General features: G+C 32.7%; 17 protein-coding genes and 1 pseudogene. 12 read left to right on the forward strand and 6 right to left on the reverse strand.

Annotated elements, in window-relative coordinates:
• Positions 1-402: 402 nt before the first annotated feature.
• The 4 genes from JGE69_RS05000 to JGE69_RS05015 all read left to right on the forward strand — a co-directional run bounded on the left by JGE69_RS05000 (position 403) and on the right by JGE69_RS05015 (position 3,485).
• Positions 403-585 (forward strand): hypothetical protein, encoded by a 183-nt coding sequence (locus JGE69_RS05000; protein WP_199112505.1) that lies wholly within the window; start codon positions 403-405, stop codon positions 583-585.
• A 111-nt stretch (positions 586-696) separates the two neighbouring features.
• On the forward strand, positions 697-918 hold the full coding sequence (locus JGE69_RS05005; RefSeq protein ID WP_014206692.1) for a hypothetical protein: 222 nt from the start codon (positions 697-699) through the stop codon (positions 916-918).
• A 546-nt stretch (positions 919-1,464) separates the two neighbouring features.
• Positions 1,465-2,358 (forward strand): LysR substrate-binding domain-containing protein, encoded by an 894-nt coding sequence (locus JGE69_RS05010; protein ID WP_068565768.1) that lies wholly within the window; start codon positions 1,465-1,467, stop codon positions 2,356-2,358.
• Between the two features lie 233 nt (positions 2,359-2,591).
• Positions 2,592-3,485, forward strand: a complete 894-nt coding sequence (locus tag JGE69_RS05015; RefSeq protein WP_003651675.1) for a LysR family transcriptional regulator — start codon at positions 2,592-2,594, stop codon at positions 3,483-3,485.
• A 49-nt stretch (positions 3,486-3,534) separates the two neighbouring features.
• Here JGE69_RS05015 and JGE69_RS05020 read toward each other — a convergent pair whose 3' ends face one another.
• From JGE69_RS05020 to JGE69_RS05045, 6 genes are all read right to left on the reverse strand, one after another.
• A complete protein-coding gene (locus tag JGE69_RS05020) occupies positions 3,535-4,707 on the reverse strand; it encodes a thiolase family protein (protein ID WP_199112507.1) in 1,173 nt (390 codons plus the stop codon).
• Positions 4,708-4,772: 65 nt separating this feature from the next.
• Positions 4,773-6,182, reverse strand: a complete 1,410-nt coding sequence (locus JGE69_RS05025) for a short-chain fatty acid transporter (protein WP_199112509.1) — start codon at positions 6,180-6,182, stop codon at positions 4,773-4,775.
• A 116-nt stretch (positions 6,183-6,298) separates the two neighbouring features.
• On the reverse strand, positions 6,299-6,940 hold the full coding sequence (locus tag JGE69_RS05030; RefSeq protein ID WP_014206696.1) for a 3-oxoacid CoA-transferase subunit B: 642 nt from the start codon (positions 6,938-6,940) through the stop codon (positions 6,299-6,301).
• 1 nt (position 6,941) lies between these two features.
• Positions 6,942-7,646 (reverse strand): CoA transferase subunit A, encoded by a 705-nt coding sequence (locus JGE69_RS05035; RefSeq protein ID WP_002113873.1) that lies wholly within the window; start codon positions 7,644-7,646, stop codon positions 6,942-6,944.
• A 244-nt stretch (positions 7,647-7,890) separates the two neighbouring features.
• A complete protein-coding gene (locus JGE69_RS05040; RefSeq protein ID WP_199112511.1) occupies positions 7,891-8,772 on the reverse strand; it encodes a LysR family transcriptional regulator in 882 nt (293 codons plus the stop codon).
• A gap of 356 nt (positions 8,773-9,128) precedes the next feature.
• Positions 9,129-10,148: a right-handed parallel beta-helix repeat-containing protein gene (locus JGE69_RS05045; protein ID WP_227602366.1), complete on the reverse strand. Its 1,020-nt coding sequence runs from the start codon at positions 10,146-10,148 to the stop codon at positions 9,129-9,131.
• Between the two features lie 1,206 nt (positions 10,149-11,354).
• Here JGE69_RS05045 and JGE69_RS05050 point away from each other — a divergent pair.
• The 8 genes and pseudogenes from JGE69_RS05050 to JGE69_RS05085 all read left to right on the forward strand — a co-directional run bounded on the left by JGE69_RS05050 (position 11,355) and on the right by JGE69_RS05085 (position 16,785).
• Positions 11,355-11,759, forward strand: a complete 405-nt coding sequence (locus tag JGE69_RS05050; RefSeq protein ID WP_049836603.1) for a J517_1871 family lipoprotein — start codon at positions 11,355-11,357, stop codon at positions 11,757-11,759.
• Between the two features lie 707 nt (positions 11,760-12,466).
• Complete coding sequence (locus JGE69_RS05055) at positions 12,467-13,126, forward strand: YajG family lipoprotein (RefSeq protein ID WP_064784143.1); 660 nt, start codon at positions 12,467-12,469, stop codon at positions 13,124-13,126.
• A 439-nt stretch (positions 13,127-13,565) separates the two neighbouring features.
• Positions 13,566-13,904: a hypothetical protein gene (locus JGE69_RS05060; RefSeq protein ID WP_104074553.1), complete on the forward strand. Its 339-nt coding sequence runs from the start codon at positions 13,566-13,568 to the stop codon at positions 13,902-13,904.
• A gap of 607 nt (positions 13,905-14,511) precedes the next feature.
• A complete protein-coding gene (locus tag JGE69_RS05065) occupies positions 14,512-15,120 on the forward strand; it encodes a hypothetical protein (protein ID WP_199112513.1) in 609 nt (202 codons plus the stop codon).
• A gap of 220 nt (positions 15,121-15,340) precedes the next feature.
• Positions 15,341-15,694: a hypothetical protein gene (locus JGE69_RS05070; protein WP_104074710.1), complete on the forward strand. Its 354-nt coding sequence runs from the start codon at positions 15,341-15,343 to the stop codon at positions 15,692-15,694.
• Between the two features lie 8 nt (positions 15,695-15,702).
• Positions 15,703-15,894, forward strand: a complete 192-nt coding sequence (locus JGE69_RS05075; RefSeq protein WP_063098800.1) for a hypothetical protein — start codon at positions 15,703-15,705, stop codon at positions 15,892-15,894.
• A 136-nt stretch (positions 15,895-16,030) separates the two neighbouring features.
• Positions 16,031-16,147 (forward strand): annotated as a pseudogene (locus JGE69_RS05080) (glutamate 5-kinase); the annotation flags it as partial.
• A 41-nt stretch (positions 16,148-16,188) separates the two neighbouring features.
• Positions 16,189-16,785: a hypothetical protein gene (locus tag JGE69_RS05085; protein WP_063098801.1), complete on the forward strand. Its 597-nt coding sequence runs from the start codon at positions 16,189-16,191 to the stop codon at positions 16,783-16,785.
• Positions 16,786-16,836: the final 51 nt, after the last annotated feature.

Here is a 16,836-nt window from a genome sequence, read left to right on the forward strand (position 1 = left end):
AGTAAAGAAGATAATTCATATTAGATTTCGAAATGCTTCACTTCTAATGCATTTATCAAGTTAATTATGCATTTTTTGCATATCAGTTTTTTAATTTTATAGTGAACTAACTAGGAGAGTTCACTTACAACGATTAATTAAACTTAAATTTTACTATGTAAATTAATAATTTAAGATTAAAATGAAGTTAATTTCAAAATTTGCTTGATACAATGAATGGTCATCTAATTTTTGAAAGAAACCTATTGTAAAAATTAAGACTGATTAATTTAAATGAAATATCAACTTAATTATCTTTATTATTAGCTTTTAAAGTGAAGCTTATCTAACAAATTCATATAAAAATGTGATGCATTTCACATAAAAAACACTATAATACGAAAAAATCTTAGTTTTAAGTTTATGTTAAAAGTCACAGCCGCATTAATTATTTTGGGAAGTTTTACATACTATGTGCTTTTCCACGGTGAAGAGAAAAGTGAGTCTAAAACTTCTCGTCTGCTCAAAGAAGCAGAGCAATCAATCGCTTCTGCTCAAACCTCGGTAAACAAAGCTAATAGTATTGTGCCCATATCTTACAAGTAGCCTCAGTTCTTAGGTTAACTATTTCATATTATCCATCAAAATATTGTTTTATCTATATTTTTTTAAAAATTTAGGTAAAAGACTGTATGTATAGAGACAAAATTCATGAGAATGAAGTTTATCGCCTATGATCCCAATTCTGGGGAAAAATTAAGCTTAAAAGAGCATATCCACCATATGGATAAATACACCACTTATATCTTTTTTAGTGATGAAAATGACAATATGGTGTTTAATCCCCAGAAAAAGCAAGTTTTTGAAATTACTCAATATACTTCTAATATGATGGTTGAAATTTCAAGGAAGCTATATTACCTCATTGGTGAATACTAGAAACTCATCTGTATTCAGTCTTAGGTTAAATACTTTAGTAGAATGGTCAGGTTTTTGGGATTGAGCTATACTGCAAGCATATCTTCTGATTTAAATGAATTTATTGAGTCAGTGAGCTTAATTCCTGAAAGAAGCAAGATAGTCAATTTCAGTTTTACAGTCCGTATTCTTCCCCAAGGTGCGGACTTTTTTTATAAAAAATAAAACATGAGTAAAGCATAGGGTTATTTCTATTTTTTATTAACTTAAAACTTGTTATTTACTTGCTTTATATGCTCTTTACTTTTTGATTTAAAATAATTTTTAGAGTGATAATTTTATATTTGTATGAGTTGTTGATTTAAATCAAAGTCTTTTATTCTCTTACGCTCTTTTCTATGTCAGAATTATTTAAATACTTACTTTTATTGTTTGGCTTTGCCAACCCTCCATCGCATTTTTGCAGGTACTCCCATGTTTTATAGTTTTTATTCATCTATTCAGCTATTTATTCAGCTTCCCAACCAGACAGATTAAGGACATAGATATAAAAAGGGAATGCATAAAATGAACTTAGAAGTACGTTGGGTAGAAGACCTTTTGACACTTGAACGTGAGCGTTCTATTTCAAAAGCAGCCGAAAAACGATTTATTAGTCAATCTGCGTTTACGCGTAGAATTCAGCAAATAGAAGAGATGATCGGAGCTGAAGTTATTATTCGAAATAATAAAAATAATATTGAATTTACAGACATTGGGCGGATTATGCTGGTGATGTCTAAAAATATTGAGAAGCAGGTAGAAGAAACAGCAAAGCTGATTAAAAACATCAAAAATGAAACCGAATCTACGATTCGTTTCTGTGTTGTTCATTCATTAGCTTCAGGTTTTTTAACCACTTTTTTAAAAAAATTCCCAACGTTTATGCGTGATTTAAAAATTGAAATTGTCGCAACGAATAGTGGTGAAGGCTTATCTCTTTTAAAAGAAGGTGCCTGCGATTTTATGATTTGTTATGCAGATCGATCTAATATTAATCGAGTTGGTGATGATATTTTAAGTGGCATCAAGATCGCTGAAACAGAGATTGTTCCAGTGTCAGCTACCGAAGCAGATCATACGCCTAAGCATACAATTCAGAGTAATTTTTCATTACTTGCTTATAGTAAACATGCTTATTTGCGTAAATTGGTCGATCAATTGATTGAAGGTAAACTGATCTATAAAACCTTATATGAAACTGACAATGCCACCAACTTGAAAGAGCTTGTATTACAAGGTTTAGGTGTAGCATGGATTCCAAAAATTAATGTTGAAGAAGATCTCGCTAGTGGGAAATTGGTTATGTTGGACGATAACGAATATTGTCTGCCACAGGATATTTATATTTTTAAAAATAACTTGAGTGATAACAAATCAGTTCAGCAAATCTGGAAGGGCTTCCAAACTCAGCATGATTAAAATTTATAATGATATGTAATGTCCTCAAGATATTTACATACAAAGTAATCAATCAAAGAGCTCATACCTTTGTCTTTATGATGAAAGGCTTTATAAAGCATTGCTCATGGTCTAGATTCTTTGTTAATTTAGACCATATATCAATAATTCATAAATCTAGTGAGCATTTTTATACATGCTGTGCCTGATTTTATTCCTTTTGAATGGATTATTTGATCCAGACGGAGACAATTTTGTTTGATCTAGATAGTAGATTACTAAATATTTTTTATCATATTTATCGGTTTAAAAGTGTTTCAATGGCTGCTGATGCGATTGGCCTTACACAACCGAGCGTTAGTAATGGACTGAACAAAATCCGTCAGCATTTTAATGACCCGCTTTTTATTCGTGTTGGGAATGAGATGATCCCAACCGAATTAGCAAAGGAGATTTTTCCACTCATTAGTGAAGTGATTGATAAAGTGGAAAGCATTAATAATTTTAGTGTGAATTTTGATCCGCTAACTTCAGATCAGCTTTTTACAATTGCGATGACAGATGTATCTCATCTGGTTTTATTACCGCAATTAACCAATTATTTAAAAGAGAAAGCCCCTTTAATTCGCTTGAATATTAGGCCGATTACACCAGAAACCAGCTATCAAATGGCAAATGGTGAGATTGATCTTGCAATTGGCTTTTTACCGCAGTTAGAAGAAGGCTTTTATCAACAAAAGTTTTTTAAACAACATTATGTGGTGATTAGCTCTAAAAGCCATCCTCGTTTAGACCCAAATAATTTCACTTTAGATGATTATATGCGCGAATATCATATCGATATTGATGCGGGAATCGGGCACTACCATATTAAAAATGAATTACAGAACAAAGGATTAGATCGAAATATTTTAATTCGATTACCAAGCTATCTTGGAGTGGGATTAGTCGTTCAAGAAACAGATGCGATCGCAACAGTGCCGTATTATTTGAGCCAAGTCTTATTGGTGAGAGAAAATTTACAGATTTTACCAGCACCTCTAGACTTTCCAACTTATGATGTTAAACAACATTGGCATATGTCATGCCATCATAAAAGTAGCCATAAATGGTTCCGTCAAACCTGTTATGAACTTTTTAAAGTCTAAAAAAAGAAGATGTAAGAAAAATTCTTACATCTTCCGTGCACTTTAATCTTTAGATTTCAATTGCAACAGCTGTAGCTTCACCACCACCAATACATAATGCAGCAACACCTTTTTTCTTACCAAGGCGTTTTAAAGCATAGATAAGAGAAAGAATAATTCTTGAACCAGTTGCGCCAATTGGATGGCCTAAAGCACAAGCACCACCATGGACGTTTACTTTTGCCTCATCAATGCCGAGTTCATGAATTGGCGCCATTGCCACCATTGCAAAAGCTTCATTAATTTCCCAAGCATCTACCTCGTCAACTGACCAACCAGCGCGCTCAAGCACTTTTTGAATAGCACTAATTGGAGCGATAGTAAATTCACTTGGATGCTGGGAGTGCGTAGAAGTTGCAACAATTTTTGCTAAAGTATTTAAACCATGACTTTGAGCATATTCTTCAGTGGTGAGTACTAATGCAGCAGCACCATCAGAAATTGAGCTTGAGTTAGCTGCTGTAATTGTCCCATCTTTACTAAAAGCTGGACGCAATGTTGGGATCTTCTCAAGATTCGCTTTTAATGGTTGCTCATCTTGATCGATAACTTCGACACCTTTACGTGTTTTTACTTCAACAGGAACAATCTCTTCTTTGAAGTAACCTTCCGTAATCGCAGTTTGCGCTTTTTTAAGTGAAGAAATTGCAAAGTTATCCATTTGCTCACGTGTAAAGCCTTTAGTGTTTGCCATGTCTTGCGCAAACGAACCCATTAAGCGGCCTGTTTCTGCATCTTCAAGACCATCTAAAAACATATGGTCCTTAATTTCACCGTGACCCATACGGTAACCACCGCGAGCTTTGGGTAAAATATAAGGCGCATTGGTCATAGATTCCATACCGCCAGCTACAATAATATTGGCACTGCCTGCTTTTAGAGTATCTGATGCCATTAACACCGCTTTCATGGCAGAGCCACATAGTTTATTAATGGTCACAGCTCCTACATGGTCAGGCACGCCAGCTTTACGCATCGCCTGACGAGCAGGACCTTGACCTATGCCTGCACTCAATACGCAACCAAAAATAACTTCATCTACTTGGTCAGGTGCAACACCTGCACGTTGAATAGATTCACGGATAACAGCAGCGCCAAGTTCTGGTGCCGTTAAAGCCGATAGACTGCCTTGAAAACCGCCCATTGCAGTACGGCTACCTGAAACTATAACAATTGAACTCATCTTAATATCTCTTATTGATGTATTTGCTAAATTTGCCTTTAGCCGAAACTAAAGGCGCCAGTAAATTAAAAAGTAGGTGGGGTGTAGCTAAGTGTTCTTCCAAAGAACCATAATAAAAATAAAACTAATGGAAAATGCACAACGAGCTGAGTGACTGTAAAACCAATCACATCTTTTGCTTTTAGTTTTAGAATTCCTAACATTGGAAGCATAAAGAATGGATTGATTAAGTTTGGTAAAGCTTCGGCTGCATTATAAATTTGTACAGACCAACCCAAATGAACCTTTAAATCATTTGCTGCTTGCATGACATATGGGGCTTCAATAATCCATTTTCCACCGCCAGATGGCACAAAGAACCCAAGGATGGCAGAGTAAATTCCCATCACAATTGCGAAGGTTTCTTTTGAGGCGATTGAAACGAAAAAATCAGCTATATAATGCGACAGTGATAAATCTTGACTGTTTAAAGCTTGCGTCATAATAAAGGCGATGCTTCCGTAAAGTGGAAACTGAATTAAGATTCCTGAGACAGCCGGAACTGCCTTTGAAACAGCATTTAAGAAGTTTCGTGGTGTGCCATGCAAGGCTAGACCAAGCATTAAGAACACAAAGTTGTAGGTGTTTAAACTTGAAATAGCAATGATTGGATTGCTTTTTGAAAACTCAAAAAACATCCAGATTAAGCCTAATGCGACCACAATAATCGTTAAGATAGGCGAGTTTTCTAACCAGTCACCTGGACGATTAGATTTCTCATCATGGGGTTTGTCTTCTTCAAACTGCACATCAAAACTATCAATCGTTTTAACATTATTACCTTTTGGAGCTGACCAATAAGCGATTGCGATTGAAACAATCACTAAAATAATGGTCATCGCAATTGATTGCCAAAGGAAAATCGTTTCAGTAAATGGAATAACGCCAGTTAGGTTGTAAATTGACTCAGGTAAACTGGTTTTATTCGCTTGAAGCTGTGCTGCCGAAGAGCTAATTCCCAGTGCCCAAGTTGCCCCCATCCCAATAATTGCAGCCGCTGCCGCTGCACGGTAATCCATATTAAGCTCTTTACGTTTCGCTAATGCAATCACTAAAAGTGCAGTAAGAATCGTGCTTACTGCCCAATTGACCAGTGAAATTAATAAACTAACGGTTGCAACTAAAACAATAGCACCACGTCCCGAATTTGGAATACGTGCCATTTTTTGGATTAGGAACTTTACGGGCTTAGATACAGAAACGACATAACCTACAATAATGAGCATCGTCATTTGCAGGGTAAAGGGAATAAGACTCCAGAAACCGTTACCGAAAGAAGTCGCGACATCGTGAATAGGCGCACCAATACCTAAAGCGGCAACTGACACGATAATGACGCCAAGTAATGCAAAAATATATGAATCAGGAAACCATTTTTCAGACCAGTCACTAATCCGAAGAGCAAATCTTTCAAAAATTCCTTGCTGTTTTTCCATAGCTGAAAAAATCCTTCTCATTCTTATTTATAGACAGCACATCCGGTGCTTTAAAGGGCTAAGACTCAAGCTCACTTTCTAACTTAAGTCTTATCTGGCTTACTAAAAATTAAAATTTACGCGACTAAGGTTTTATAAAACTCAACGCCAGTAGCGGCTTGAATCTGTTCAAGCGTGACATCTTTAGCAAGTTCAATCAGCTCTACGCCTTGTGGTGTAATGTCCATTACACCTAAGTCAGTAATAACGCGATGAACCACACCTTTACCTGTTAAAGGTAGGCTACAGTTTTTAACGATCTTTGGCGTACCATCTTTTGCACAGTGTTCCATAAGCACTACAACTTTTTGGACACCAACAACCAAATCCATGGCACCGCCCATACCTTTGACTTTCTTGCCAGGAATCATCCAGTTCGCTAAGTCACCATTTTCGGAAACTTCCATTGCACCTAAAATTGCAATGTTGACATGGCCACCGCGGATCATGGCAAAAGATTCTGAGCTTGAGAAAAAAGCAGCACCAGGGCGAGCAGTAACCGTTTGTTTCCCAGCATTAATTAAATCGGCATCGACAGTTTCTTCGGTTGGAAACTCACCAATACCTAATAGGCCATTTTCAGACTGAAGCCAAACATTAATATTTTCAGGAATATAATTAGCAACTAGAGTAGGTAAGCCAATACCTAAATTGACATAAAAACCGTCTTCAAGTTCTTTTGCAGCACGTTGTGCCATTTCATTACGTGACCAAGCCATTTTATACTGCCTCCGTGCTTAAAGTTTTATGCTCAATGCGTTTTTCAGGTGATGCATTCAGTACAATGCGGTTTACATAGATACCCGCTAAATGGATCTCATCCGGATCTAATTCACCAATTTCAACAACCTGTTCAACTTCGGCGATTGTAATTTTTCCAGCCATTGCACATTCAGGGTTAAAATTCTGAGCAGTTTTACGGAACACTAAGTTACCAGCCTTGTCTGCCTTATAGGCCTTAACAAGAGCCACGTCTGCTGTTAAAGATTCCTCTAAAATGTAGTTTTTGCCATTAAAGGTACGTTCTTCTTTACCTTCGGCAATGAGTGTACCGACGCCAGTCTGAGTATAGAACGCAGGAATACCAGCACCGCCAGCACGTAACTTTTCAGCTAATGTACCTTGTGGAGTAAGTTCTACATCGAGTTCACCATTTAAATATTGGCGCTCAAATTCTTTGTTTTCACCAACATAAGAAGAGATCATTTTTTTGATCTGTTTTGTTTGAAGCAAAATACCTAAACCAAAATCATCTACACCTGCGTTATTTGAAATACATGTGAGACCAGTCACACCACTTTGCTTAACTGCAACAATCAGTTTTTCCGGAATTCCACATAAACCAAAACCACCTACGGCAAGTGTTTGATTATCTGCAATAACATCTTTCAGTGCTGCCTCTGCATTGGCATAAACTTTATTCATTCTATTGTTATCCTATATCCCTTAGTAATCTTAGTTTTAGCATCACATTTTGTGTTATAGAAGTTAATTTTTTTAAATGATTAATAAGTATAATCAATGAATGGTTTCAAATCGCCTACAAAAGATCAGACACATATAACGTTTAAACTTTTAAAAATTTTTATTAAAATATTGAAAATTATAACAATTAAAAACTCAACGTAGCCTTGAGCTTAGTTCGCTCTAAAATACGGTCTTTAATTTTTTAAAATTTATATTGCACCAAAGCCTCAATAAATTGAGTTGAAATATTTGAAATTTCAAAGTTCTTTTTATAAACAATTCCTACAGTCTTATGAATAGACTCATCCTTTAACTCAATGAGTACGTTATGTTCTTTATCAATGTGTTTAGCAAAATGCCTTGGAATTGCACTCACCCCAATTCCATAGGCCACAAAACTTGATAGTGATGAAATTTGATGACATTCAACTTTCAAATCGAGCGTTATATTATTTCGCAAACAATTCTGCTCAACCAAATATCGAACAATTGAAGGTTTTTGCAATGTCACGAATGGATTTGAACAAAGCTCTTGCCATGTAATAGAAGATGATTGAGCAAGTGGGTGAGTCTTGGGTAATAGAGCTAAGAAATCTTCTTCAAATAGTGGTTTGAACTCTAGGCCTTCGGTGAGATCAGGTTCAAAGCAGATACCAAGCTCGAAAATACCATCTTGTACTTTTTCTATAATGGTTTCATTGGGAATATCTTGAATTGAAAAGTTCAAGTTGGGATGAAGTTCTAAAAATTGATGAATCACCTCAGGCAAAATTGCATGGGTCACAAAGGGCATTGAGGCAATACTTAAGGTTCCGCGATTGAGCTTAAAACGTTGTTTAACATCGTTTTCCATTTCATCCCAATTGGCGAGTAGTTTTTTTGCATAGGGAATGAGGGATTTACCTTCTTGCGTAAGCTCAACACGGCGTGTATTACGGTTAAATAGTTTTCCGCCTAATTCTTCTTCTAAGCTTTTGATGGTGAGACTTAAAGCAGACTGGCTGAGATGTAGCTCTAAAGAGGCATTAGCATAGTTGAGTGTACGCGCAAGGGCTAAAAAAGCTTTTAGTTGTTTAAGCGTCATTTCATTCCTTTAGATTGCTCAGCTTACATTGGGGTGAATTACTTCAAATATAGTATATTGATTTAAACAGTCAATTGGTTCACGTGCTTACTCAAGCTTCAAAGTAATGTTAGTAGCCGTTTGAGGTATGAAAACCAGAACATGTACGATTTGTTGATGGTTTTATAAAACCAATTAACTATAAGAAATGTCACGATTCTTAAAAATTTTTTTGATGAGTATAGTAGCGATTTTTTACGCTATTAGGATAATTTTATCAGTTTTATACTGCATTATTACAGTGTAAAGTGTAATAATGCAATTTATATTAAATGACTATATAAGAAACAAAACTAATTTTTTGTAATTGGCTCGAATTAATTCGAGCCAATTACAAAATTATTTTTAATTTTTATATTCTGATTTTTTGTATAATCTGTGCAAAATTTACTTGATTTGAAATTATTCTTTTTATCCTGAGTTATATTGTCTAAATTAATAACTAAATTATTGTTTATAACATTTGTGAAGCAATAGTTTGAATGGCGACTATTCAAATAATCAGAATTGGAAACATTAATGCTACCAGATATAATAGGCTTGTTTATTCCATTTATAATTAAACCAAAATAAGATCCATTATCCTCATGATTATTTAAATTAATTTTAACTTTTTTTGAGGTATTGTTATATTTAGTTAATGAAATCTGCATTCCATTACCTTTGTTGTTCATAGTTCTGATATTAGTAAAGTTTAAATTATCTAAAAAAGCCTTATTATCATTTGGCTCTATATCAATTCCATTGGCAGGAGATGTCCCTTTTGTATTAGATATTACTAGATCATTGGCATAAAGATTTTTTGCTGAAACAATGGTTAAACCTTGTCTTCGGTTATCATCCATTTTTACATTTTTTAAGGTAATCTGATTATTTGGATCTCCTCTATAATTTGTTCCAAGATAAATAGCATCGCCCCACATCTGGTTAATATTTATATTCGAAATATTAACATTTTGTGAATCCTTAATATCAATTCCCATTCCCCATTCCCCAGATTTTTTTAAATGGGAGTATTTGTCACCTATTAATGTTCCACCAGAAATAGTCACATTTTTTACATCGTGGATTTTAAAAAATTGATAGCTTTTTTCAGCATTAGGTATGGCTATTAACTTAGTCTGTGGATCCAATTTTAATCTAGTATCACTTTTGAGAACTACTGACTTAATGGTATCAATTTTATAGATACCTGCAGGAATACTTACTATTCCACCTTTCATAATGTCTTTATTCAATTGATCAGTAATATCCGTATTCTGCTCATAAGTATCAGCAAAAGATGAAGTATTAACTACAATAAGAAAAAAAGCCATTTTTTTTAAAATCTTATACATTGCAAAATACTAATGTTCTATCTAGAGGAATGCATAGTATTCTAAAATTTTAGAAGAAATATTAAAAATCGATAGGGAAATTGTAAAAAATATTATTTCGTGAAGTGTAGTAGAAATTAGACTATTTAGATCGTCCGCCTTACTTTAGAGTGGTGCATGCATCAGATGGGCCAGCATAGCCCAGAATGATGTTTGAACATAGTTCTAATAATTTTGTAGAGGGAGATGGACTTCTTTTCCAGCTCTTTTTATTTATTGATGGCATGTATACTGTTAGCAACTCAGAAATGTGTTGTAAAGCTGATTTTTAGAGCCGCATCAAGTTTAGTTGGTAGTTTCCATCATTGTGAAATGCAAACTACATGAATAGGGCTATCGCATTTAGGATTGGGCTCGCGTCTGACGCTTCTTAAATTTTATTGCGAAACAAGAAAGCAAAAAAATTGTTAAATTCATCGATCAATATTACTAATCAATCTATTTATTATTTTATAAACTATTACTCAAACAAAAATATTGATTTATATTTAGCTTCTAAAAGTTATACTTAATTTTAAACTCAATATTATCTTAAAAATCTAGATAATGTTATTTTAATTGATAAACTTATTAATACTTCAGATATCTTTGTTTAGAAATTTATTTTTGATGTTAGGAATTTACAAGTCAACCTAAGTGTTACTTCGCAAATATACAACTATATTTTTCTTAAAGAAAATAATTATTCTGGCATCATAAATAGTGATTTTATTAACGTATTAGACGCAACCAAAAAATCAGGTGAAAAGGTTATCTAGTACCTCTAAGTACGGCGAGGGTCAATAATATTATAAAAGTAATTGCTGATAGAACGGTCAGGTTAAGTATTTTGCAAATCAAAACAGTAAACAAGTTGATTATATAATTAATGGTACCAACTATGGCTATCTAAATCGTGTTATGGAAACAAATTAAGAGATATCAGCTTTACCCTTGTAATTTGCCAAAACTTTTTTGCTAAATCTAATCTAATTTGAAAACTTTGGCACTTCAATTCATTACGGATAATTCAAATTTTTTTTAATTATCTTGCTGGGCTAAGGATATGTGTGAGGTAGCTTTATAAAAAGTAAATTGAATTAATTAATTTTTCCATCAATTACCTTTTTGTGGTTTTTTATTTTCTGAACTGTTAAATTTTACTCACAATTAAAATGGATAATTATCATGCAAAAGATAATTGCATTAAGCTTAGTTTTTTTAATAAGTAGCTGTGTAAGTCCAACCGTTCATATGATGGCTAATAATAAATTTAACGAAGAGCAGCCTTCCATGCCTCTAGTCTCAGGCATATGGACGATTTCGATCGGTCCAAGCATATCAACCATAAAACTAGAAGCAGATGGCAATGGAATACTTTGTGACGATACGAGTGGACAGGTTGTATTCAACAAAATTAAGTATGCAAATAATATGATCTACATTCAAAATGGTATGGCCCTACAAGTTAAGATTCTGAACAAAGATATAATTGAAGCTAGAACAATTTTAAGTGCCTCTAATTCAAATATGCTCTACAAAGCTGATAATGACTTAAAGGTAGCTTCATTAAAGTGTGTAAAAGAATTATAGATACTACTTTCCGTATTTATAATTATATTTTCTCCTCTCTTAGATTGAACTTCATCTAAATTCCCTATCATCTTAATATTCTCTTTATTTGTATAGAGTTATTGATATATGATTGTTTTTTTAATATCTGTAAAATAAAATATTTTTTTCTATTCTTTTTCTATGCTGTTAGGTGTATGCACCGTAGGTATGATAATTGCTTTTAATGCAAGCCATATTTTTAACATAATGAATCCTTTTTCATAGCGTTATTTGGAATAGTGGCGCTGACTACTTCAGATTATATTTTCACTGCTAAAGCAACTGAAAATAAGTATAAAAGTGCTCTTTATATCTCAATCATTCTTTCACTTATACTGACGATATTTTCTGTAAGGAAAAATAACGATATTATTGGCATCTTTTCTAGTATTATTACTTTAGTAATAATACTCCAATTGGGTTCTCTTATTCATTATTTAATTCATCATACTAAAAAAACAATTGTTTAATTTCTAACATCTTTCATAGGGGTCAAGATGTGATTAATTACATCTTTTTTTATAAATTGGATGTAGCCTATGTAGAAGAGCCTTTGTCGATGGAACTTTAGTATGGAGTAGCTCTATTAGCTCATCATTAATTAGGATTAGCTGATTATTTCTTTATGTGACATTTAGTAACTATTTTGTTAAATTAAGTGAACTTTATAACAAAAGGTAAAAACCGTGAAGAAAGTATTGGCTACTACTTTAATTGCTTTAAGTTTAGTGGGATGTGCAACTTCAAGAGGTCTAATTGAAATACCCCAAGGCCAAAAACTAAATCAATCTCAAGAAATAGTAGCACAAGGCAAATCGATTATAGTCAATGTTGAAGATGATCGAAAATTTCAAGACAAGCCTGCATCTGCTGATATTCCATCTTTAAAAGGTGAGCAATCTCATGCTACAGCAGAAGAAAAAGCTCGAGCTGTTGCCCGTAAAAGAAATGGTTATGGAAAAGCTTTAGGGGATATCCTTTTAAAGGATGAGACTGTATCGCATTTGGTTGATAAACGTGTTTCTCAAGCATTGCAACAGTCTGGATATAAAGTTCTCGATAATAATACCAATAATGAAGCTAATGCTGATCTGATACTCAATATTAAAATTAATAAATTTTGGTCGTGGTTCCAACCTGGATTTGCTTCAATAAAAATTCATTCTGAAATTGATACCGAGATTTTAGATGCTAAACACCCTAACCGTCCGCCATTTAAAATCTATAGTAAGGTAACTAGATCAGCTCAAGTAGCGAACGAGTCAAAGTGGGTTGAGAATATTGACAACGTGCTCAATGACTACGAAAAGAAACTGATTGTCGAGCTTTCTAAACAAAGTCAGTAACTTTCATTAAGCATTTGATATTTCTTTAAATTAAAAAGCACCTTAGGGTGCTTTTTTGTATCTTAGTATTTTAATCCATAAGTGGTATTAATGTTAAGAGATGTAGAAAAGTGAGGTAAGAATTACAAACAACTTTTGTAATGAATTGTGGTAGATTTTTAATAATTAAGATTTTGATAATATTTTCGTATACCATTACTTGATTAAAAAATAATTAAAATCTCTAAGGTAAGATTAAATGAATAAGATAGCCGGAGTTTTGATAGTTGCTCTTCTTTTTTGTATTTTTGCTAACTGTGAAAGTTTCAAATTATTAAAATTTGATCAAAACACAAGTGCTAAAATTAACAAAACTCTTCCTAAAAACTAATCCATCTAAGGGTGGTTTTTTTATATCTTGTACCTTTAAATTTTATTTTTAATAATAAAGGGTAATTTCATGAGAACAACATTAATTGGAGCTTTATTCTTAACATTTGGAGCTTCAGTAAGTGCCGCATCAAAAATTGAAAAAGAGGAAACAAAAAACTTTTCAACAATGAAGCAGTGCATTGAATGGTTAGATTCTAAATATCCAAATAGTAAATGGCATGACAACAAAGGTACTTCTTGGAAATTAGAAAATAATAATTCAAATTTTCTATCTGGATTTACTCATATTCCTAGTGAGGAAAATCAAAAACTGACACATTCCGTTGCCATTTATTGCAAATTAAAAGAAACAAGCACCGAAGGCCTTTTCTATGAAGGAAAGTATATCGTTATAGAAGCTATTTAAACTCAAATTTTGATTGAAAAAACCATTCAATGAGTGGTTTTTTAATAGCTGAACAAATTTAACAAACTCATTACTAAAAAATTTCTATATGATTGTCTTTCTAATCCAGTAGTGATTTAAAAACTTTAAGGAATAACTATTTCCTAAGCTTTTATCTTATTCATACAACTATATGTTATGACGGCCTGACTTTAGCTTTCTTTGTCAAAATCTTGATAATTTTAAAAAATTTACAAAAGATTTCTGGATGTTAAAGTTTGTCATTTTCAAAACGATAATAATCTTTACTCTTGAAATACAAGGTTTTAAATAGGTCAGGTTGTAAGCGTGGAGTGTAGCTGTCAGAAGGAAGAGATAGCTATAGAAATGGCATTGGAGAGAGATTTTTTCTACCTTGAGAAACTGCAGAAGGTAAAAGATATTCGTGAAGAGCAGAAAGCTCTTTTACTAAAACATAAAGGTATTAAATAATCCTCAATAGAGCTCCTTTAAATTCATAATCTTTTAATTTTAAATTATTAATAAATTTGACTATTTCTTAGAGAATATATTTAACTTATAATTCAATTTATTAGCATAGCTCAGAAAATTAAAAACAAGGTTAGATATGAAAACTCAAATGAAAATATTATTTTTTCTCGTTGTATTTCTTTCTGGTTGTGCTCAGTTAAATATCAAATCGGGAAAAGTTCTATCGGAAAGTACCAACAAAGGAGTATTAGCTGTAGGACTCACTGCTGAAAATGATATTCCTAATTTTTATTGGAAACTCCGTAAAATAGGAACTAATCAGTCAAAGGATTTAACATTTTACACTCTGTACGATCCTTTAATTTGGAGTGATCCTCGCGGGCGTTTAGTAGTAATTGAATTAGATGAAGGTAATTATGAATTCTATGATTGGACTATTGCTCTTGGCCTAACTCCTACATCCTACTTCTCTATTCCTTTTACCATAGAAAAAGGTAAGGTGACTTATCAAGGACGGCTACATCTTAAAGCTGATAAAAAATCAATGATTTATGCAATTAGTGTATCTGATCATATATTAGAAGATAAAAAAATAATTAGTAATTATATTATTAATTTAGATGAAAAAAATATTACCAAACAACTAGCTACTATTCATAAATGCAGTGATTTTGAATGCGTAAAACCAAAAAAGCAGAATAATAGTTATTTCATATATCCAATTTTTATTCCCAGTACTCGATAATTTAAATAAAAACCCATAATCAAAGCCGGTTTTTTTATTGGATTAAATTTATGAAAAATGAAGTTGGCTTTCATGTTCTATTTAGGCCAATGCTTTTTTATAAAGTAGTCTGTTACAGTTGAGTCTGTAAATATTATAAGAGTTCCATATAGCTGATATTGTAATATTGATTCGTATTTGTGGAGATAGATGAGTGAAACTAAAACTTATAGTAATTTTAATGTCAGTTGGAAGTCTATTACATGCTGAAGAAAATGAATCAAAAGTCTGTGAAAAGCTTAATAGTGCAGCATATCAAATCATGTTAGAAAGACAGTCTGGTATTAAGTCTCTAGATTTGCTTGAAAAGCTAATGGTTCCATTAGATCAAGATAAGGAAAATGTAATAACGAATTACTATATCAATCACTTTTTTGGTCATGTAAGTAGTTTGGCTTATGAGACACCTCTATATACAACAGAAGATGAAAAACAAAAAGCAGCTACAGATTTTGGTTTGAGAATTCAAAGAATTTGTACAAAGGATAAGACGGCATTATTTGCTCCTCCGCGATTTCAGACTTTTGAGGAATAATTAGCCTAATGCAAAATCAAAATGAACAAATTATTAATGTTGAGCAATTAGATACCGAGAACGAGCAAAAGCAAGAAAACTCAGTGCTTAATTCTGTATACCCTGATCCAGTTGAAGTAACAGATTTAATTGTAGAAATCGGGAAAGATATAGCAGATTTTGCATCATCTATTTTAGATAACATCGATATCAATTTTTGACATTTGAGCTTACCAATCGGTGGGCTTTTTATTACCTATCGAAAAGTAATATGAATTTCATATATGAAGGTGAAAATATCAAATCACTCGATTGAGTAGTTTTTACTCCTAAAGTTATTGTTATTTATAATAAAATAATATGATTCCTAAAATTGATGATGAGTGGATAACTGCCTTAGGTTCATTTCGAATCATCCATATTCAGCAGGATCCTGCTGCGACAATTTGGAAATACCAGTTGAGGAAAATATAGGAAAAATTCTATATTATTAGGCTCGAAATATAGGAATTTTTATGAATAAGAAATTTTTACTATGGAGCATAATTTTATTATCAGGTTGTTCATCTGTTAATAATCCAGTGAAGCAAGAATTAACTCCAACTACTATCTCAAATGCGTATAAAGAAATTTCTGAAATCAAGGATTACAAATCTCGCTTATTTTTAAATTATGCAAAAGAAATAAAAACAAAATACCCTGAGATGAAGACGTCAACTTATGGTCGTCCAATGTCTATAAGATTTAATCCAGTAAGTTCGGATTACTATTATGAGCATACAAATGATAAAAAATGGTTGAATTTTTACCTATCACAGAGTTTTGATGAAAAAATATGGAGAGATCTTTATGTATATTCAAAACATTCAGGAAATTATCAAGCCTCTAAAGATGAAGCTATTAAATATTGTAAAGAAATTACCTCACTTATCTCTCCAAGCTTTAGCATTGTAATAGATAAATTAAGTCGTGATTTAGAAGTAAAAGAAAAGAAAGGATCTGTACGAGCACTCAGTACTTTCAGTGGAAGATTTAATATCTTATTAAATGGCGAAGAGTTTGATGAAGGTGGGCCCTTTATATGCAATATTACTCAGTTTGAAGATAGCTAGACTACTGAAAAAAGATAGCTGAATTGACTGATTTTCTATTAATTAAATATC

Source organism: Acinetobacter sp. C13 (genome assembly GCF_016809775.1).
Taxonomy (GTDB): domain Bacteria; phylum Pseudomonadota; class Gammaproteobacteria; order Pseudomonadales; family Moraxellaceae; genus Acinetobacter; species Acinetobacter pittii.